The 21,083-nt window shown below is 33.2% G+C and carries 20 protein-coding genes; 19 read left to right on the plus strand and 1 reads right to left on the minus strand.

Annotation, left to right across the window (positions count from 1 at the left end; genetic code table 11):
• Positions 1-94: 94 nt before the first annotated feature.
• From HLK68_RS07235 to HLK68_RS07260, 6 genes are all read left to right on the plus strand, one after another.
• Complete coding sequence (locus HLK68_RS07235; protein WP_132942544.1) at positions 95-775, plus strand: response regulator transcription factor; 681 nt, start codon at positions 95-97, stop codon at positions 773-775.
• Complete coding sequence (locus tag HLK68_RS07240; protein ID WP_132942543.1) at positions 775-2,130, plus strand: sensor histidine kinase; 1,356 nt, start codon at positions 775-777, stop codon at positions 2,128-2,130. Before HLK68_RS07235 ends, HLK68_RS07240 begins: the two co-directional genes overlap by 1 nt.
• Positions 2,131-2,187: 57 nt before the next feature.
• Entirely contained in the window at positions 2,188-3,450 is a 1,263-nt protein-coding gene (locus tag HLK68_RS07245) for an urease accessory protein UreH domain-containing protein (RefSeq protein WP_132942542.1), read from the plus strand.
• A 119-nt stretch (positions 3,451-3,569) separates the two neighbouring features.
• Positions 3,570-3,836, plus strand: a complete 267-nt coding sequence (locus HLK68_RS07250; RefSeq protein ID WP_006784829.1) for a metal-sensing transcriptional repressor — start codon at positions 3,570-3,572, stop codon at positions 3,834-3,836.
• Positions 3,837-3,850: 14 nt separating this feature from the next.
• On the plus strand, positions 3,851-6,280 hold the full coding sequence (locus tag HLK68_RS07255; protein WP_055277124.1) for a heavy metal translocating P-type ATPase: 2,430 nt from the start codon (positions 3,851-3,853) through the stop codon (positions 6,278-6,280).
• Between the two features lie 20 nt (positions 6,281-6,300).
• A complete protein-coding gene (locus HLK68_RS07260) occupies positions 6,301-6,504 on the plus strand; it encodes a heavy-metal-associated domain-containing protein (protein WP_006784831.1) in 204 nt (67 codons plus the stop codon).
• A 69-nt stretch (positions 6,505-6,573) separates the two neighbouring features.
• Here the strand turns inward: HLK68_RS07260 and HLK68_RS07265 are convergent, their stop codons facing one another.
• Positions 6,574-6,921: a DUF5658 family protein gene (locus tag HLK68_RS07265; RefSeq protein WP_006784832.1), complete on the minus strand. Its 348-nt coding sequence runs from the start codon at positions 6,919-6,921 to the stop codon at positions 6,574-6,576.
• A 163-nt stretch (positions 6,922-7,084) separates the two neighbouring features.
• Between HLK68_RS07265 and HLK68_RS07270 the strand changes: the two genes are divergently transcribed.
• From HLK68_RS07270 to HLK68_RS07330, 13 genes are all read left to right on the plus strand, one after another.
• Entirely contained in the window at positions 7,085-7,786 is a 702-nt protein-coding gene (locus HLK68_RS07270; RefSeq protein WP_006784833.1) for a TraX family protein, read from the plus strand.
• Positions 7,787-7,801: 15 nt separating this feature from the next.
• Positions 7,802-8,569, plus strand: a complete 768-nt coding sequence (locus HLK68_RS07275; protein ID WP_006784834.1) for an ABC transporter ATP-binding protein — start codon at positions 7,802-7,804, stop codon at positions 8,567-8,569.
• Positions 8,559-10,568 (plus strand): ABC transporter permease, encoded by a 2,010-nt coding sequence (locus HLK68_RS07280; protein WP_055164559.1) that lies wholly within the window; start codon positions 8,559-8,561, stop codon positions 10,566-10,568. The genes HLK68_RS07275 and HLK68_RS07280 overlap by 11 nt, the downstream gene beginning before the upstream one ends.
• Positions 10,569-10,696: 128 nt before the next feature.
• On the plus strand, positions 10,697-10,999 hold the full coding sequence (locus HLK68_RS07285; RefSeq protein WP_229059741.1) for a hypothetical protein: 303 nt from the start codon (positions 10,697-10,699) through the stop codon (positions 10,997-10,999).
• Between the two features lie 139 nt (positions 11,000-11,138).
• The gene (locus HLK68_RS07290; RefSeq protein WP_230321561.1) at positions 11,139-11,873 is read left to right on the plus strand and encodes an ABC transporter ATP-binding protein; all 735 of its coding nucleotides are present in this window, start codon (positions 11,139-11,141) and stop codon (positions 11,871-11,873) included.
• Positions 11,874-11,882: 9 nt separating this feature from the next.
• Positions 11,883-12,707, plus strand: coding sequence for an ABC transporter permease (locus tag HLK68_RS07295; RefSeq protein ID WP_006784838.1), 825 nt, complete (start codon positions 11,883-11,885; stop codon positions 12,705-12,707).
• 13 nt (positions 12,708-12,720) lie between these two features.
• Entirely contained in the window at positions 12,721-13,494 is a 774-nt protein-coding gene (locus HLK68_RS07300) for an ABC transporter permease (protein ID WP_006784839.1), read from the plus strand.
• 9 nt (positions 13,495-13,503) lie between these two features.
• A complete protein-coding gene (locus HLK68_RS07305) occupies positions 13,504-14,184 on the plus strand; it encodes a response regulator transcription factor (RefSeq protein ID WP_006784840.1) in 681 nt (226 codons plus the stop codon).
• Between the two features lie 19 nt (positions 14,185-14,203).
• Positions 14,204-15,592 carry a sensor histidine kinase gene (locus HLK68_RS07310; protein ID WP_132942541.1) on the plus strand — a complete coding sequence of 463 codons (1,389 nt, stop codon included), beginning with the start codon at positions 14,204-14,206 and terminating at the stop codon, positions 15,590-15,592.
• A gap of 83 nt (positions 15,593-15,675) precedes the next feature.
• Positions 15,676-16,515 (plus strand): BglG family transcription antiterminator LicT, encoded by an 840-nt coding sequence (gene licT, locus HLK68_RS07315; RefSeq protein WP_055164556.1) that lies wholly within the window; start codon positions 15,676-15,678, stop codon positions 16,513-16,515.
• Positions 16,516-16,748: 233 nt separating this feature from the next.
• Positions 16,749-17,645: an ROK family protein gene (locus HLK68_RS07320; RefSeq protein WP_006784844.1), complete on the plus strand. Its 897-nt coding sequence runs from the start codon at positions 16,749-16,751 to the stop codon at positions 17,643-17,645.
• 102 nt (positions 17,646-17,747) lie between these two features.
• Positions 17,748-19,595 (plus strand): beta-glucoside-specific PTS transporter subunit IIABC, encoded by a 1,848-nt coding sequence (locus tag HLK68_RS07325; RefSeq protein WP_070099652.1) that lies wholly within the window; start codon positions 17,748-17,750, stop codon positions 19,593-19,595.
• Positions 19,596-19,614: 19 nt separating this feature from the next.
• On the plus strand, positions 19,615-21,030 hold the full coding sequence (locus HLK68_RS07330) for a 6-phospho-beta-glucosidase (protein ID WP_006784847.1): 1,416 nt from the start codon (positions 19,615-19,617) through the stop codon (positions 21,028-21,030).
• Positions 21,031-21,083 lie beyond the last annotated feature (53 nt).

A 21,083-nucleotide genomic window follows, 5' to 3' on the forward strand; every position in this document is an offset into this window, starting at 1 on the left:
TTCTAAATTCAGAAACTATAAAGGATTTATTCTTCATATCTTCTTTATATTTATTTGATAAAATGATGAAGTGACTAAAAAAGGAGTTGTCTGGGTGAATATTTTATTAATTGAAGATGAAGTGCTGGTTTTAGATGCATTAAAAGCTTATCTTGAACGTGAGCAATATCGAGTATTTGTAGCAACAACAGGAAATGAAGGATTGACTATTTTTGAAAAAGAAAAAATAGATCTCGTTATTTTAGACCTCATGCTACCCGATATGAAAGGGGAAGAGATTTGCCAACAAATTCGTGCTATTTCGGATGTTTACTTGTTCATGTTAACAGCTAAAGGGAGTCTTGAACATCGAATTTTAGGATTAAATTTAGGAGCTGATGATTATCTAGTTAAACCATTTAGTCCTCGTGAACTAGTCGCGCGGATTAAAACAGTGGTTAGAAGAATGAATGGACCTTTACAAAATATAAACCTATATGATGATGGTTATTTACTGATTGATCAATCCAAAAGAATCGTTAAAGTTCAAGAAGAAATCGTTCCCTTTACAACAACCGAATTTAATTTGCTTGTTTTGTTAATGGATAATAAAGGTAAAGTTTTGACGCGAGAACAATTGATTAATCAGATACTCGGTTTTGATTTTAATGGCTATGATCGCACAATTGATGTGCATATCAAAAATATTCGTAAAAAAATTGAACAAGATACAAAACAGCCCCGCTATATAGTGACTGTTATGAAAGTGGGATATAAATTTGGGGGGCACTTTTAATGGTTAGTATTAGAAGACAATTAACTGTCATGTTTTTTGGATGTGCTAGTTTAACCGCTATTTTAATTTATTATTTTGTCAATTTAACCATTTGTTCTCGAATAGATGAGTATATGATGGAAAATCAGGAAAAACGTAATGAACGCTTGGTCACCTATTTTGAAGATTATTATCAGAAAAATAAGCAGTTCTCATCTGATGCAGGTTCCGAACTAATGCACGAAGCTTATATGAATCAATTTTGTTTGATTTTAATGGATTCAAATCAAAATGTCATTTGGGGGATGAGTCCCGATTCAATAAAAGGAGATAGTATGGCTCCAATATCTGGGGACTATCAGGCAAAGATATACGAACTAAAAGTAGATGATGAGCTAATTGGATATTTAGAAATTGGTCAGCATACCCCATTATTATTATCTCAACAAGATCTTGATTTTAAAGAATCGATTAATCGAAGTATGATATTAAGTACGCTAGTCGCAATTGTGATTATTTTAGGATTGAGTATTCTATTCTCTAAACCTTTATCAAAGGCAATTCATGACGTTTCAAATATGGCATTTAAAATCTCAAAGGGAGTATTTGATTTACGGATTCAACGTAAAAGTAAAATTCGAGAAATACAAATTTTAAATAATAGTATTAATGAATTAGCAGATAAGTTACAACAACAGGATACATTAAGAAAACAATTAATCTCTGATGTATCACATGAGTTGAGAACGCCATTAAATATTCTACAAACTAATTTTGAGGCGATGATTGATGGAGTATTGCCATTAAATCAAGAACGATTACAATCGCTTAATAGTGAGGTCATTCGCTTTGGAGAATTATTAAAAAATCTAGAAGTGTTGAAGAGATTCGATTCGGGAGATGAAAAATCGATGTATGCCCCATTATCTTTATTTGAGCTGATTAACGGGATGGAATCAGAAATAAAAGCTCTATTATCCCAAAAATATATTCAGTATGAATTTAATTCAAGTCTTCTAGAAACAGATCTTATCATTGGAAATTCAAATCAAATTAAACAGGTTATCTTAAATTTAGTTTCAAATAGTTTTAAATTTACCAAAGAATATGGGGTTGTTTTAATTAAGTTATCCAAAACATCAGATGAAATTATTTTACATGTTGAAGATAATGGAATAGGGATTAAAGAAGATGAAATACCCTATCTATTTGAACGATTTTATCGCTCAGCTCAGATTCGTCATCAAACAGAGGGTAGCGGCATCGGCTTAAGTATTGTAAAAAAAATTATTGATTTACATGATGCAAAGGTTGAAATTAAAAGTGAAGTGGGGGCAGGAACAATTGTTGAAATTCATTTTTTAAAAGTTATTTAATTTCTTCATATTATCTTTATATCTTTTTGTTATTGTGTTAGGGAAGAGGTGTTGAAGATGAAAAAAATGACCTTTGTAATTGAAGGTATGAGTTGTATGAGCTGCAAGCAAACGATTGAAAAACGATTAAAAAAGCAAAATGGAATCAAAAAAGTGGGAATTAACTATGAAGCAAAACGGTTGAATATTACATTTGACGAATCTTTAATTTCTATAGAACACTTAAAATTAGAGTTAGAATTATTAGGGTATCAATTAAAAACTGAAAAAGAGGCAAGAGAAGATAAAAAATTAATCCTATTAGCCATTATTTTAATAGCAATTATCTATTTTTTATTTGAACGAGTTACTCCAGATTTTAGTGGATTATTAACCTCAAATCAAAACCTAAGTTATATTATTTTATTTATTATTGGGATTACGACTTCTTTTCACTGTGTCTCTATGTGTGGAAGTCTTGCTCTTTCACAAGTGATTCATCATGAAAATCAAGTTAAACGAAACATTCTTTATAATTTAGGACGTATTATTTCGTATACCCTACTAGGGGGTATCATTGGATTGCTTGGAGGGGTTGTCACAACGGATATTCCATTCTTTAATTTGATGCCAATTATTTTAGGGATTATTATGATTGTCATGGGATTAAGTAAATTCGGATTAATTAGAGAATTAAAAATACCAATGTTTAAATTAGGACGATATAAATCAAAGTTCCAATGTCAAGGACCTTTTATTTTAGGTCTTGCTAATGGACTAATGCCATGTGGGCCATTACAACTCATGCAGTTGTATGCATTAGGAACTGGTACTTTTATACAAGGGGCATTAGCGATGTTTTTCTTTAGTCTTGGAACAGTTCCGTTAATGCTAGGGCTTGGTTTGTTTTTAAATAAACTATCTGCTTTTTCGCGGACATTTGTCTTTAAACTAGGAGCTATCCTAATTATCTTTTTAGGAATCAATATGACATTAAATGGATTAACAACGATTGGCTTCGGTTCAACTTTAAGTTTGCAAACTGAATCTCGAATTGAAGCAGAAATGATGGAGGGGAAGCAGGTCGTCGAATTTGATCTAGGTCGTCGTAATTACGAAGAGATTGTTGTTCAAAAAGGAGTGCCTGTTGAGCTAATAATCAACGCCAGTCAAGGAACGCTCAATGGTTGTAATCGTACACTTATTTTAAAAGATTTTAATTTGAAATCAGATTTAAAAGTTGGAGAGAATGTAATTAAATTTATGCCAACTAAAACAGGGACCTTTACCTATTCATGTTGGATGGGAATGATTCGAAATACAATTAAAGTAATTGATTAAAAAATTGGGATTTTTTTTAAAATCCCAATTTTTTTATAATAAGTTTTTGGTTGACAATAATAAGAATGGCATTATAATATAACCATAGACCCCCACCCCGGGGGAGGGAGGTATAGTTAATGAACGAAGAACGAAAAAAAGCACTACAATCATTAAAAACAGCTAAAGGTCAAATAGATGGAATTATTAAAATGATTGAAGAAGAACGTTACTGCATGGATATTTCAAATCAAATTGTAGCAGCGCAAGCGTTACTAAAACGTTCGAATCTTTTAATTTTAAAACAACATTTAAATCATTGTGTGAAACAGGCTGTTATAAACGGTGAAAGCGACGAGAAAATAGATGAAATTATGACCATACTCGAAAAAGCAATGTCTAAATAAAGTGAGGTGATATTATGGAAAGTAAGTCAATGAAAATTGAAGGAATGACCTGTTCTGCTTGCGCAAATCGGGTTGAAAAAGTTGTTTCTAAATTAGATGGCATAAATAAAGCCTCTGTAAACTTCGCAACTGAAACTTTGAGTGTTGAATACGAGACTGGAAAAGTAACGGAGCAAAACATTCAAGAAGCAGTAGAAAAAGCAGGGTATAAAATTCATAAGAATATGAAGACCTATACAGTAGATGTTAAGGGAATGACTTGTTCTGCTTGCGCAAATCGCATTGAAAAAGTAACCGGAAAAATTTTAGGTGTTGAAAATTCAACCGTCAACTTTGCAACCGAAAAATTAACAGTTACGCTTGATGAAAATCAAGTGACATACGGTCAAATTAAAGCAGCCGTAGAAAAAGCAGGGTACGAGATAATTAAAGAAGAACAAAAAGAAACAGAAGTGAAAACAAAAGATGAATCATCAAAATTATTAACTCGTTTCATTGTTTCTTTAATTTTTGCAGTCCCATTATTAATTATTTCAATGGGACACATGGTAGGAATGCCTCTTCCAAAAATGATTGATCCGATGATGAATCCTTTAAACTTTGCACTCATCCAACTTGTTTTAACGTTACCTGTTGTGATTGCAGGGTATAAGTTCTATAAAATTGGATTAAAAAATTTAATTAAACTAAGCCCTAACATGGATTCTTTAATTGCTATAGGAACATTAACAGCATTTTTCTACAGTGTATTCGGAATTTATATGATTACAAAAGGTGATACATCGTACGCTATGCACTTATATTTTGAGTCAGCAGCCGTTATCTTAACGTTAATTACGCTAGGTAAATATTTAGAAGCTGTTTCGAAAGGAAAAACATCTCAAGCTATTCAAGCTTTAATGGGATTGGCTCCAAAGACTGCAACCATTGAACGTCGTGGCCAAGAGTTAGTGTTACCGATTGAAGAAGTATTAGTTGGAGATATCGTAATTGTAAAACCAGGTGAAAAATTACCGGTAGATGGCGTGGTAATAGAAGGAAGCAGTGCCGTGGATGAATCGATGTTAACAGGTGAAAGTATTCCGGTCGAGAAGTCTGAAGGTAGCTTAGTCATTGGTGCTAGTCTCAACAAGACAGGATACATCAAATATCAAGCGACAAAGGTTGGGAAAGATACAGCTCTCTCTCAAATCGTAAAACTTGTGGAAGATGCTCAGGGACAAAAAGCACCAATTGCTAAAATGGCAGATATTATTTCGTCATACTTCGTGCCGATTGTTATTGGACTTGCCATTATCTCCTCGTTAGCTTGGTTATTTGCCGGAGAAACAGGAGTCTTTGCATTATCAATCTTCATTGCTGTTTTAGTTATTGCCTGTCCTTGTGCTTTAGGACTGGCAACCCCAACTGCCATTATGGTTGGAACCGGAAAAGGTGCTGAATATGGGGTCTTAATCAAAGGTGGAGAAGCATTAGAGACAACGTATAAATTAAATACCGTTGTCTTTGATAAAACAGGAACAATTACAGAAGGTAAACCAAAAGTAACAGATATTATTACTATTGATACATTAGAAGATGAGATTTTAGCGTTAGCAGCAAGCGCGGAAAAGGGATCAGAACATCCACTTGGAGAAGCTATTGTACGCGCAGCAGAAGAACGTAACTTATCATTTAGAAGTATTAGTCAATTTAATGCGATTCCAGGACACGGGATTGAAGTTTTAATTGATAAAAGAGATATTTTATTAGGTAATAAAAAATTAATGAATGAGAAAAATATTGATATTAGTTCTGTTAATCTCCAAGCAGATCAATTAGCAACAGATGGAAAAACACCCATGTATATTGCAGTTGATAATAAGTTAGCCGGAATTATTGCTGTAGCTGATACGGTGAAACCAAGTAGCCAAAAGGCAATTGAAACGCTACATGCGATGGGAATCAAAGTAGCGATGATTACAGGTGATAATAAAAAAACGGCAGAAGCTATTGCCAAGCAAGTGAAAATAGACATTGTTTTAGCAGATGTTTTACCTGCTGATAAAGCAAATGAAGTAAAAAAACTTCAAGCTAATGGTGATTTAGTTGCCATGGTTGGTGATGGAATTAATGATGCACCGGCTTTAGCACAAGCTAATGTTGGAATTGCGATTGGAAGTGGAACTGACGTTGCAATTGAATCAGCAGATATCGTCTTAATGAGAAGCGACTTAATGGACGTTTCGACAGCGATTAAATTAAGTAAAGCAACGATTCGTAATATTAAACAGAACTTATTCTGGGCATTTGGATATAATATTTTAGGAATTCCAGTTGCGATGGGAATATTACATATCTTTGGAGGGCCGTTATTAAATCCAATGATTGCAGCGGCTGCCATGAGTTTAAGTTCTGTTTCAGTTTTATTAAATGCATTAAGATTACGTAATTTTAATGCTTAAAAGTTAAGGAGGAATTAAAGATGAAAAAGAAAATTCAATTAGATGGTATGAGCTGTGGACACTGTGTGGCACATGTTAAAGAAGCATTAGAAACATTAGAAAATACAACAGATATCCAAGTTGAATTAGGAACACAGTCAGTACTTGTTGAAACAGGAGCAACTGATGAATTAATCCGTCAAGCAATTGATGAGGCAGGATATACAGTCGTATCGATTGACTAATAAAGTTTTGAATTAATCTAGCTCATAACAAAAAGCTGTTCACAATACTGTGGACAGCTTTTTGTTGTGTTAAAAATAAGGTAATAAAATAAACCATAATAGATGAAGGCAGTTAATAAAGAAATAAAATCCAAGTAAGATGAAGATACAAAAGTTTGTTAACTTAATCATCTTTGGAGTTGCAGATTGTAATCGATAATAAAGATAAATGAATAGCAGAGCCGGGATTATTCCCTTAACAAAAAAGGTTGCAAAACTATTTTCTATGATTGAAGCCATTACAGGATTAGCCTCGATAATAAGCCCAGTACGAACTAAGATGAGCGTTAATAAAATATCACTAATATTTAAAATATATAGGATAATGAGCTTGATTTTTATCGTACTTAAACTGGATTGTTTGATAAACTGAAACATTTGTAACCCCTCCACCTTCACAAAGATCTTCTTATATTTAATATAGGGTGGTCGAGTTATTTATATTCACTTATCTTACAAATTTGTAAGAGAGTTCAATAGGTAATGTAAGACGTACTTTGTATAATGAAGACTATAACATGAACAATAAGGAGGTAGGGTTTTGCTTAAATTAAGTTCATTTCAATTAAAACTTTTTGCTATGATCTTCATGGTAATGGATCATTTGTATACGTATTTGAATATGAGAGGTGGCTTAGAAATTCCAATCTGGTTTGGTTATATCGGAAAAATTTCAGCGCCTATATTCTTTTACTTAATTGTTGAAGGATTTTTCCACACTCGAAATCGAAATAAATATATGTTAAGGTTATTTAGTTTCGGTGCTATCATGATTGGAGTTGACCTATTGCTAGGCATCCATAATAATATTTTCTTATCGCTTGGATTATCGGTTGCATTAATGAATATGATTGAATTTGGAAAAAAATCAGAGCGATATAGGCTAAGTATTATATTTTCTATCTTGATAGGTCTATTGGCAGTGGTGACAGAAGCTTCAATCTATGGTGTGATCGTGACACTCATCTTTTATTTCCTGCGTAATAAAAAGGGATGGATGGCCTTTGTTTATACTGTGTTCAGTATCTTACCGCTATTGAGCGCAATAAGCATGGGACCTGATTTTTTAGAAGCTATTTTTCTTTGGGATTATCAATGGATGATGTTCTTAGCTATTCCATTTATCTTGTTATATAATGGAGAACTTGGCTTTAATAATAAATTTACAAAATGGATGTTTTACTTATTCTATCCACTTCATTTAATCATCATTGTATTATTAGCGAAATATATCACAGCATAAAGGAGAATTTTATAGATGAATACTATTTTAAGTGTTGAAAAAGTAGAGAAGTATTATGGAAATAAAGACAATGTCACAAAAGCTATTGATCAAATTAGCTTTAAAGTTGATAAAGGTGAATTTGTTGGTATTATGGGACCATCAGGAAGTGGAAAAACAACTTTATTAAATTGTATTTCTACGATTGATAAAGTAACAACAGGTCATATTTTAATTAATAATCAAGATATCACGACGATGAAATCTAAAGTATTAGAAAATTTTCGTCGTGATGAACTAGGATTCATTTTCCAAGATTTCAATCTTCTTGATACGCTAACAGCTTATGAAAATATTGCACTCGCATTAACAATCCAAGGACGTAAAGTAAAAGAAATTGATCCGCTTATTCAAGCAGTTGCTAGCAAGCTTGAAATTACCCAAGTCCTATCAAAATATACATATCAAATGTCAGGGGGACAAAAGCAACGTGTAGCTTCAGCAAGGGCAATTGTCACAGACCCATCGATTATTTTAGCGGATGAACCGACAGGTGCACTTGATTCAAAATCTTCTCGTCTATTGCTTGAATCATTTGAAAAATTAAATCAAGAATTAGAAGCAACCATTTTAATGGTGACGCATGATGCGTTTACAGCAAGTTATGCACATCGTATTTTATTTATTAAAGATGGTAAAATCTTTAATGAGTTAATTCGAGGCAATGATTCACGTAAAGAATTCTTTAATCGAATTATTGAAGTCATGACCATTCTCGGAGGTGACATCAATAATGTATTCTAAAATTGCGCTTGGAAATGTCCGTAAAAGTTTTAAAGATTACGCTATTTATTTCCTAACCTTAACTTTTGCAGTCTGTATTTTTTATTGTTTTAATTCGATTGAGTCACAAAAAGCAGTTCTTGATATGAGTGCCTCACAAGCCGGTTATATGGAAAGTATTAATCAACTTCTATCAATGGTCTCTGTTTTCGTTGTGTTTATATTAGGTGGACTCATTCTATATGCGAATAACTTCCTCATCAAAAAGCGTAAAAAAGAACTAGGTGTTTACATGACGCTGGGAATGGGGAAAAGTAAAATTTCGAAAATATTAGTCTTAGAAACTTTTATTGTTGGAATTTTATCATTAGTCGTTGGACTAGGAGTAGGAATTCTTTTATCACAAGGACTTTCTGTGTTTACTGCAAAATTATTCGAAGTAGGTATGACACAATTTCGATTTGTTATTTCATTTAGTGCGATTATAAAAACAATCATTTATTTTGGGTTGATTTTCTTATTTGTGATGTTTTTTAATACAATCATTATTTCAAAATATAAATTGATTGACTTATTAAATGCTTCTAAAAAATCAGAAACAATTAAAGTTAAAAATCCAATCCTTTCACTTCTCATCTTTTTAGTAGCAGTTATTATGCTAATAACTGCGTATGGCATTGTGCTAAAAGTCGGACTAAATGAGATGAGCAGTCTCTTTAATCTTTCAATTGTACTTGGAATTATTGGGACCTTAGGATTTTTCTATGGTGGAGCAGGATTTTTATTAGCGATGATCCAACGTAATCAAAATATCTACTTAAAGAAATTAAATATCTTTGTAGTTCGTCAAATCCATAGTAATATCAATACAAATTTCCTATCTGTTTCGCTCATCTGTTTAATGTTATTTATTACAATCGGTGGGTTATCAACAGGTTTAAGTATGAAGACATCTATTGAAAATGGAATTGTGGCTCCTTTTGATGCTTCGGCCTATATGTATGTGGATGATGAAGATGAAATCAAAACCATGCAACAAGTTGTTGAAAAACTAAATTTTGATTTTAAGGGAAATGAGCATATGTTTTTTGAAGCATATAGATTAGAGGGGATATCTACAGGAGACCTTATTTTACCTTACGTAACGGGAACATTAAAAGATCAATTAGAGAATGGTTATTGGAATTCTATTAATGCTATTAAAATTTCAGACTATAATAAAATTCAACAGTTATTAGGAAAAGATTCAATTACCTTAAATGATCATCAAATTTTAGTGACTTCAAATTTCTCAAAATTCCTAGAACCGCTAAAGGTGTATTTGAAAAATAATTCAGAGATTAAAATAAATGGTGAAACATTCGAAATCAAAAATAAAGACGTAATGACTGACGCAACTTATAATTCTGCTTTAGCTGATAATATATTAACTTTGATTGTTCCAGATAAGGTAGTTTCTAGCCTAGAACCAACTATGACTTATATGAACATTCAGTATACAGCACAAGATAAAGTAGAAGCTGAGTCTTATTTTGGTGATTACTTAAATAGTTTTTTTGAAGAAGGTAGTAAAGATGGGATTTTTCTCATCGGTTATACAAAACAACAAATCTATGAAAATAGTCGTGCAACGTCGACAGTAGTTTTATATGTAGGACTTTATTTAGGAATTGTCTTTTTATTATCTAGTGCAGCAGTCTTAGCACTGCAACAATTATCGGAAGCTAGTGATAGTATCGAACGTTACAAATCATTACGAAAAATCGGCGCCACTCAAAAAATGATTAATAAAACAATCTTTATTCAAACATTAATCTACTTCGCCTTACCACTTGTACTGGGAATGATTCATGCAGTATTTGGTATCTATGTAGTTAATAAAGATTTAACATCACTATATGGGCAGTCCGATATATTAGTTTCATCGATTATGACGATGATGGGGATTATCGTTATTTATGGAGGGTATTTCCTCACAACGTATGTGGGTTACAAATCAATCATCAAAAATGCTAAATAATTAAAGTTGTTTACAATGATTCATCACTAAGAAAAGGATGCAAAAAGGCATCCTTTTTGAAATTAACATATGATTTTGATAAAGATATCTTATATAATTTAAGTTATATTGAGAGGGATGGTAGGGGAATGATTATTTTTTATAAATGTTTAATTTTAATGATTGTGTGTGTTGATTTTATTTATCTTATGATAAATAAAAATAATAAGTTATTTTATATTAGTAATCATTCATATCAAGTGAAAGATACTAGTTTGTATCCGATAATTCGAATTTATCAAGTGAGTATTTTATTATTCGTTATAGCAATCATAGGAATTCTTGATATTAATTTCATGTGGTTACTTGTAACAGCAATGATGGTTCTTGAATTCGTCATCGTCAAGGTGGCTTTGAAAAAGAATTATTTAGAATTAATGAGTAAGAAGTAATAGTTTATAAAAAAGCGACTTTTATTCTCGATTAGGTAGAGAGGAAGGTCGCTTTTTTGATAAGTATTAAAATCTTTATAAAATCTTTAAAATTTTATCATAAGATACATTCAGTTAAGAAATTAAAGGAGTGCGATAAATGATGGAAACCGTATTGTTTGTGGATAACTTAAATAAAAAAATCAGACGACGTGAGATTATAAAGGATGTGAGTTTTACGGTAGGTAAAGGTGATATTTGTGGATTTATCGGTCCTAATGGAGCGGGAAAAACAACGATTATTAGAATGTTAACCTCACTTGTTAAACCGACATCGGGACAGATTCAATTAAATGGTTATGATGTCGTCACACAGCGTAAAGAGGCTTTGCAAAATCTTGGAGCAATTGTTGAGTCGCCAATATTCTTTTCCCATATGAGTGGGGAGGAAGTCTTGATGAACCTAGCGTTATTAATCCCAAATAAAACAAAGTCAGAGCGCCTTGCAAAGGTTTTAGAAGTGCTAGAGGTTGTAGGACTAAGTGATCGGAAAAAAGATAAAGTTTCAACGTATTCTCTTGGAATGAAGCAACGACTAGGGATTGCACAGGCTTTACTTAATGACCCTCAAATCATTATTTTAGATGAGCCTGCGAATGGACTCGATCCACTTGGAATGGTAGAACTCCGTGAATTAATCTTGAAACTAAATACGGAGCAGGGGATTACGTTCTTTATCTCAAGTCATCTACTAGATGAACTTCAAAAAATTTGTAACAAGCTTGTCATTATTAAAAGCGGGACTATCGCTTGGCAGGGGGCTAAAGACGATTTCTTAGTCCTAGGTAATCAAGACGCAACGCTTGAAGAAGTCTTCATTAAGTTAATTCAGTAGGAGGATGACATGAAACAATTAATTCACAGTGAATTCAAACGATACTTTTCTAAAAAATCATGGTTGGGTGTTTTAGGTTCAATTCCATTTATGATTGCTTTGATGGCTTCACAAAGCCTTAAAGCAAACCAAATCGTGACACTGGATAGAGTGGCAAGTTTTAATACGTTTGCTTTATACACGCCACTGCATAAAATTTTTACGTTTTATTTATTTGCAGTGGTCATCTTACTTGTTGTAACGACAATCGCAAGTGAGTATGAAAAAAGTGAAATTCGAATGGTACTCATTAGAGGATATAGTACACGACAAGTCTTTTTCGTGAAACTCATGATGATCGTATTGGCGCTATTTATTTTTATCGTCGGATATGTTGCCTGTTCCTATTTAGTAGCATCCGTGATATTTGAACATCAGACTGTTATTTCAAGCTTTTTAAGTTTTGACGATTTAACGTCAGTTCAAGTGTTTCTGATGACCCTTAAGTACTATGGGCTCCTATTTTTAATTTTAGCAGTCTTTGCTATGGTCATTGCTTTTTTTGCGATGTTTACAAAGTCAGTTATTAGTACAACAGTCATTGGATTATTAATAGTCGTGGCATCATTTGGATTTTATATGGTCACACAATTAGTGGGACGGTACATCAGTGGAATAGATATCAATCAATTAAATTTACTTGCGTTACCACTGATGCAATTAAAGGGGGCTTATCAAATTGTAGCGGGACATACGACTAGCCTGCATCAGAGCCTTACGATTTTAGGAAGCTATTTTATATTGTTTATGGGATCAAGTTATTATCTGACAGGTCGTCAGGACCAATTTATTTAATGAGGTGAAGAGAATGAAACAATTAATTCAAAGCGAGCTATCGCGTCTTGTGATGAGACGTCGAACAGCTATTATTTTAATCATCAGTCTATTAGCATTTATATTTATAGCATTTTTTAATTCAACGTTTGGAGTTGGATTTTATGATCCATTCGTGACCGCTAATTTAGATTCTTTAAATTTTACACCTTTTATTTTACGTGACTATCATTTTTATTTAGTTCTGATTTTGTGCCCGCTATTAGTGGTAGAAACGTTTAATCGTGAACGTTATAGTGGAGAGTACCGAATGGTGATGATTCGTCCTTATTCAAGAGTGCAACTTTATGTTGCTAAAATATTGACGCTTGCGATTGTTATGGGGGTATTTTCAATCATATTGTGGATGATGGCAAATATATTTGCTCAGCTGATGTTACCTAAGGTAACGAACACGTCATTCTTTGAATCACAGACCTTATATACGAGCACTGAAGCAATCCTATTTAGTCTAAAATTTTACATTGTAGAATATGTTATCTTAATCAGTGTGATGGGAGTCATCAGTCTGATCTCACTTCTATTACCAAATACGATTTTAGCATTCTTAGGATCAGTGTTTGTGTTATGTCTTGTTGGATTCGGAATGCCAGTATTTGAGTTTTTAGTAAGTTCAACACGCTCTATTTTTGATTTATTACTTGGAATGGGAAGTAGCGGAAATGTTATACTATATGTATTGGTTATTTTAGGAATTGGAATTGGAGGTTCCTATGCATTGTTTAGACGTAACGACTATTTATCTTAGAGGTGAACGATGAGTCAAAAAATATTAGTGGTAGACGATGATTTAGAAATTTTGGAAATGTTATATGATGCGTTAAATGATGAAGGTTATCTTGTGTATAAAGCATCAAATAGTTTTGAGGCTAGAAGTCAGCTCAAAGTAAATCCTGATTTGATGATTTTGGACGTCATGATGCCAGGTCAGGATGGATTTGAGTTTTGTAAGGAAATTCGCTCAGTCGTGAGTTGCCCCATTATTTTTCTAACGGCGAAAGTTTCAGAATCAGATTTAATTCAGGGATTCGCCATTGGGGGAGATGATTATCTAACAAAGCCATTTAGTTTACGAGAATTAAGGGCGCGAGTTGCGGCGCATCTTCGCCGAAATGAACGTCAAAGTTCAAGGGAGCAAAGTTTTTTAATTTTTCAACATTTAAAAATTAATTTACAGAGCAGAACTGTTTTATATTTCGATGAATGCGTACCGCTGACGAAGCGAGAATATGAGATTGTGGAATTGCTAGCCTTAAATAAAAATCAGGTTTTTTCAAAGGAACAAATCTATGAATTGGTATGGGGGTTAGATGCTGAAGGTGATTGTGCGACGGTAGCAGAACATGTTAAGAAAGTTCGTTCTAAATTTCAAACAATTCAAACTGATTTCAATTATTTAAAAACTGTTTGGGGTGTCGGATATAAGTGGGATGTGTAATAAGAAGGAGCAAAATTAGATGCTAAAAGAACGTTCATTATTAACTCAAATTAATTTAAGTTTTCTTGGGATTTTGAGTTGCACCTTTGTGAGTACCGTTGTGATAATTTTTTTATTTTTAGTAGTAGCTCAGTATGTAGCGTATCCTGCTAATCATTATGAACAACAACTTCCAATGATTGTGGATTATGTGAATCAACATTCAAGTTCATTGTTAATAGGGGAAGGAAAAGAAGAATTTGAAAGGACCTTTGATTTGAGTAAAGTCACGTATCAAATCGTTAACTTTGATACGGAAGGTGAATCAGATTTAATCTCAAAATTAAATACAACACAATCTGATGGAAATGGAAATTATACAAAGTATATTCCGCTTACGGATAGTAAAGGAACGTTAAAAGGATGCCTTAGCTATACATATCCCCTTCGATTAATGCCATTAGAAAATCGGCAGTTTGTCTATTTAATCATGTTTATCGGAGTCTTTAGTTTACCATTTCTATTTTTGATTTTTTATATGTGGTTCTTCGGGAAAAAGTTAAAAATTAATGTGATGATTCCTCTTCAAAAGTTGAAATGGGCATCGCAAAAAATTGAGAATCAAGATTTAGATTTTGAGTTGCATGAAGACTATAATAATGAGTTTAATGAAGTAATCTTCTCATTTGAAAAAATGAGAAAAACATTAAAAGAAACGTTAACAAAACAATGGCAAATTGAACAGCAACAAAAAGAATTAATTTCAGCACTTGCCCATGATTTAAGAAGTCCTTTGACTGTTATAAAAGGTCATGTTGAATTATTGCAAGATGGTGCTTATCAAAATGAAGCGAGATGTTTAAAGTATTTAAATATCTTAGAAGGGGCAACGAATCGATCAATCGTGTTAGTAGAGGATTTAAATTTATTATCTCAACTTGATCAACTAGATTTTATTTTCCAACAAGAAAATGTTAATGTGCTTCAATATTTTTCAACTGAACTTGAATCATATGAGGATATTTGTCTGAAATATCAATTAAACTTGAGGACTGATTTAGATTTGTTAAATCCAACACTCATAATGAAGTGTGATCCGCTTAGATTATCAAGAGTGCTCGATAATATTCTGATGAATGCCTGTCGATATGCGCCTACGTCCTCTGATATTGGTGTCTTAGTGTATCAAAAAAATAAGGCAGTGATTTGTGAGATTACAGATCAAGGAAATGGATTTTCGGAGGAGGATTTAAAGTATGGACTTGAAAAGTTTTATCGAGGAAATAAAGCCCGTTCTAAAGATGGAGGCTCGGGTCTAGGGCTTTATATTTGTCAACGAATTATGAAGTTGCATGGAGGAGAAATCGTGCTTTCTAATCAAGAAAGTGGGGGCGCCAAAGTTGTAGTTTATTTACCATTACAGGATTGATTTTATTTAAATCCCTTGGTTGACAATAAAAAATGCGAGTGGTATTATAGGTTTTATAAAACGTATACATTAAGGGGACAGCTATGAAGATAAAACGAGTATTAAACAATAATGTTGTCGTTTCTCTTGATGAAAAAGGACAAGAAATTATTGTAATGGGCTGTGGTATTGCCTTTCAAAAGAAACCTAATGATATCGTTAATAAGTCTAAAGTTGAGAAAATTTTTGTACTAGAAGATCAGATGATGATTGGAAAGTTTCAACAACTTTTAGACGAAGTTCCAATGGAGTATATGACCATCACGGATCGAATTATTAAGTATACAGAAGCGAAGTTTCAAAAGGCAATTAATGATATTGTCTATCTTTCTATCACGGATCATATTTATAATTCTGCTTTAAGGTTTAAAGCTGGAGTTGTCCTGAAAAATGGATTACTTTGGGATATTAAACGTCTTTATAAAGAAGAATTTGAAGTAGGGTTATATGCATTAAAAGTGATTCAAGAAGAAGTTGGTATTGAATTCCCTGAAGATGAAGCAGCTTATATTGCGACTCATATTGTCAATGCAAGACTTAATGAGGAAATCCCAATCGTCATGAATATGACGAAAATGACACAAGAGATTTTAAATATCGTAAAATATCATTATAAAATGGAATTAAACGAAGAATCTCTAGCTTATAGTCGATTTGTAACACATCTAAAATTTTTTGCACAACGTATTTTTAATAATAAAAAATATGTCAGTCAAGAAGATGATGAACTGTACAATATTGTGAAGTTAAAATACAAGGATGCTTATGCATGCGTAAAAAAAATTGACAAGTTTTTAGAGCTTGAGTATAATTACAAATTGACACATGAAGAAGAACTTTATCTAATCATCCACATTGAACGGGTGGTAGAAAAACATAAATAATCAGGATTGTGACTGGTAAGGCAGGCAAGACCTAAGTTTGGGACAAATATGCTATAAATATAGCTATTAGTATATCCTTCTTAGGTCTTTTTGTTATTTATGTTAAATAATAATCAGGATTGTGACTGGTGAGGCAGGCAAGACCTAAATTGAGCAATAGGGAACGAGACTATCCATTGGACTCCTTATGCTTATTTTAGGTCTTTTTTGTTATCAAAAGGGGAGGAATCTAAATGAAAAATTATTTAGTACTTGATATAGGTGGAAGTTCAATTAAATATGCTTTGATGAACGAAGTAGCAGAATTTCTAGATAAAGGTAGTGTTAAAACGCCGCTTGATTGCATTGAAAGCTTAGTTGAAACAATTGGACAGATTTATGATGCATTTCAATCGGATATTGAAGGTATCGCAATTAGTATGCCGGGAGTTTTAGATTCAGCAACCGGTTATGCTTATAGTGGTGGATGGTTAGAATACAACAGTGGCCAAAATATTATTGATGTATTGAAAAAACGTTGTAATACAGTGATTACTATTGAGAATGATGCCAAATGTGCGGCATCAGCAGAACTTGGTTTTGGAAGTTTAAAAGGATGCAAAGATGCGGTAGTAATTGTGTTAGGGACTGGTGTTGGTGGTGGTGTCATCATTGATGGTAAAGTTCATAAAGGACGTCATTCATTTGCTGGAGAATTTAGCTTTATGCGTATGAATTGTAATCAAATTGATGTGAAGAATCATGTATGGGGATTTAAAAATGGGGCTCCTGCCTTAGCAGAAAAAGTCGCTAATATTAAAGGCTTACCAGTTGAAGAAGTAAATGGATTGTTCATTTTCGAATTAGCGAATTCAGGTGACGAACAAGTATTAACAATCTTAGATGAATTTACAAAATGGGTTGCCATGCAAATCATTGATATTCAGTGTGTGATTGATCCTGAATTAGTTGCAATTGGTGGAGGAATTAGTGCTCAACCGTTATTGATTGAATTGATTCAAAAACATCTTGATGCAATGCAAGAAAATTTCGGATTCTATAAGCCATCTGTTAAAGTAGTACCTTGTGAATTTAGAAATGATGCGAATTTAATTGGAGCGTTATATGCATTTTTATCAAAAGAATTATAGTTATGATATCTAGGCAAAAGCCTTTAGATATATATTGGATTGTTACTGGTAAAGCAGGCAAGACCTTCATGTTAAATTTCAAAACAATGGAGGAAAAAAATTATGGATTATGCAAAACTTGCAAAAGAATTATTAGATTTAATGGGTGGAAAGCAAAATGTGAAGGACGTCACTCATTGTGCAACACGTTTACGATTTAATTTAAAAGACGATTCAGTTGTAGACGAAGCAAAAGTAAAAAAAGTAAAAGGTGTAATGGGAGTGTCTAACAAAGGTGGACAATTCCAAGTGATTATCGGTCAAGATGTTGCAAGAGCACACCGTGAATTATTGAAACTAGGAAACTTTGCTGGAATGGGAGCTGGATCTTCAAAGAAAGAAAAAGGAAAAGTTTTAGATACAATTTCGGGTATTTTTAATCCGATTTTACCAGCTATTACAGGAGCAGGGATGATGAAAGCTTTGTTAGTTTTACTAACAGCTCTAAATGTTGTATCTCCCACAAGTCAAACTTATATTGCCTTAGAATTTATTGCAGACGCTGCTTTTTATTTTTTACCGATGATGTTAGCAGTCACATCAGCTAAGAAATTTAATACAAATGCCTTCTTAGCAATTACGATTGCGGGAGTCTTATTACATCCAACTTTTACAGCAATTGTCGGAGCGGGAGAATCATTCTCATTCATTGGACTACCAGTTCAGTTAGTAGGGTATGGAACATCTGTTATTCCAATTATTTTAGCTGTATGGTTAATGTCTTATGTTGAGAAGTTTGCTGAAAAAGTAACACCTAAAGTGGTTAGTTTCTTCGTAAAACCATTATTAACAATCTTAATTGTTGCACCAATTACGTTAATGGTTATCGGACCTCTAGGAATGATGATTGGAAATGGATTAGCCTATGTGTTCTTATGGATGTCAGAAAATTTAGGCTGGTTAGCTTTACCGGTTATGGCTGCCTTATGTCCTTGGATTATTATGACAGGTATGCACCACGGATTTACACCATTAACAATGTCTGCTTTTTCTAAATATGGATATGATCCAATCACATTCCCGGCAAGTTTATGTTCAAATATCGCACAAGGTGGAGCTGCTTTGGCTGTAGGAGTTAAATCGAAAAATCCAGAAATTAAACAGTTAGCAACATCAGCAGGGATTACAGCGGTATTTGGTGTAACAGAGCCAGCATTATTTGGTGTTAACTTGCGATTCAAAAAACCAATGATGGGAGCAACAATTGGAGCGACAGTTGCTGCTATTTATGCTGGAGTTGTTGTTTTGAAAGCATTCGCGATGGCGACACCCGGATTAGCATCACTTGCGATGTTTATTGGAGAGGGAGAATTCTCTAAAAATATTTTACATGCTGTGATTACATTAGTTATCGCATTGGTTGTTTCATTTATTGCGACATGGATCATTGGATTTGAAGATGAGCCTGTAGAAGTAGAAGAAACAAAAAACGAGGAAAAAGAAGTGGTACCTTTAAATAAAAAAGTTAAAGTGATGAGTCCAATGGAAGGAACAATTGTTCCCTTATCAGAAGTTAAGGATGCAACATTCTCACAAGAAATTATGGGAAAAGGAATCGCAATTGAACCAACTGTTGGTCAAGTTGTTGCACCATTTAACGGAACTGTAACTGCTCTATTTCACACGAAACATGCGATTGGATTAACATCTGATGAGGGTGTAGAAGTATTAATTCATGTTGGAATCGACACAGTTCAATTAAATGGAGAACATTATAAAGCGTATATCCAAAATGGCGATAAAATCAAAGCAGGTGATTTATTAGTGGAATTTGATATCGAAGCGATTAAGGTTGCTGGATACGAAGTGGTAACACCGGTAATCATCACTAATACACCTACTTATAGTGATATTATTCCAATGAAAGAAGGCTTAATTTTAAAAGGTGAGGAGTTATTAACTATATTATAGGTAGAAAGGATGAGTTTTTATGTTATCAGGTGTATTTCAAAAAGAGTTCTTATGGGGAGGTGCAGTTGCGGCGAATCAATTAGAGGGAGCTTGGAATGAAGATGGAAAAGGAGTTAGCATCGCAGATGTTTATACGGCAGGAGCTATAGATAAATTTCGTGAAGTTACAGATGGAGTTTTAGATGGAGTATACTATCCAAACCATGTCGGGATTGATTTCTATCACCGTTATAAAGAGGATATTAAGTTATTTGCTGAAATGGGATTCAAATGTTTCCGTACGTCTATTGCGTGGACACGAATTTTTCCACAGGGTGATGAGTTAGAGCCAAATGAAGCGGGATTACAATTTTATGATGATTTATTTGATGAATTATTAAAATATGGAATTGAGCCTGTTATTACATTATCTCATTATGAAATGCCATATCATTTAGTAAAAGAATATGGTTCATGGCGTAACCGTCAATTAGTTGATTTCTATACACGTTATGCAGAGGCTGTTTTGAAACGTTATAAAGATAAAGTAAAGTATTGGATGACTTTCAATGAAATGAACGGAATTCCTCATATGCCTTGGGTCACAGCAGGAATTCAAATCCAAGATGGAGAGGATAAAAAGCAAGTCTTTGCTCAAGCAGCGCATCATCAATTTGTCGCGAGTGCTAAAACGGTAAAAATGGCACGTGAAATCAATCCAGAAATGAAAATGGGATGTATGGTTATCATGGGATATACATATCCGAATACATGTAATCCATTAGATTCGATTGAACGTGAAGCATTCATGGATGAGACATTAATGTTTACAGATGTTGTCGTTCGAGGTTATTATCCAAAATCAGCCTTACTTGGCTATGAACGCGAGGGAATTAATGTTGTCATGGAAGATGGCGATTTAGAGGTTATTAAAGAAGGAACAATGGATTATATTGGATTTAGCTATTACATGTCATTTGTTGCCTCATCAGAAGCAGGAGAAACGGTAAGTGGAAATGGAATCGCATCAGTTAAGAATCCATATTTAAAAGCCAGTGACTGGGGATGGCAAATTGATCCAGTAGGGCTACGCTTAACCCTAAAGTTATTACATGATCGTTACCAAATTCCATTATTCATTGTTGAAAATGGATTTGGAGCACATGATGTGATTGAAGAAGATGGTTCAATTAACGACGATTATCGTATTGAATACTTAAAACAACATATCATTGAAATGAAAAAAGCAGTTGAAATTGATGGTGTTGAATTAATTGGATATACACCTTGGGGATGTATTGATCTTATTAGTAACGGAACAGGTGAGATGAAAAAACGTTATGGATTTATTTATGTTGACCGTGATAATGAAGGTAACGGAACACTAGAACGTTCTAAGAAAAAAAGCTTTGAGTGGTACAAAAAAGTCATCGCAACGAATGGAGAGGAACTATAAAATATCTTCATTAAACGTATATAAATTAAACTTCTAATATCTTTCAAACAAAA

Source organism: Turicibacter sanguinis, from assembly GCF_013046825.1.
Classification (GTDB): domain Bacteria; phylum Bacillota_I; class Bacilli_A; order MOL361; family Turicibacteraceae; genus Turicibacter; species Turicibacter sanguinis.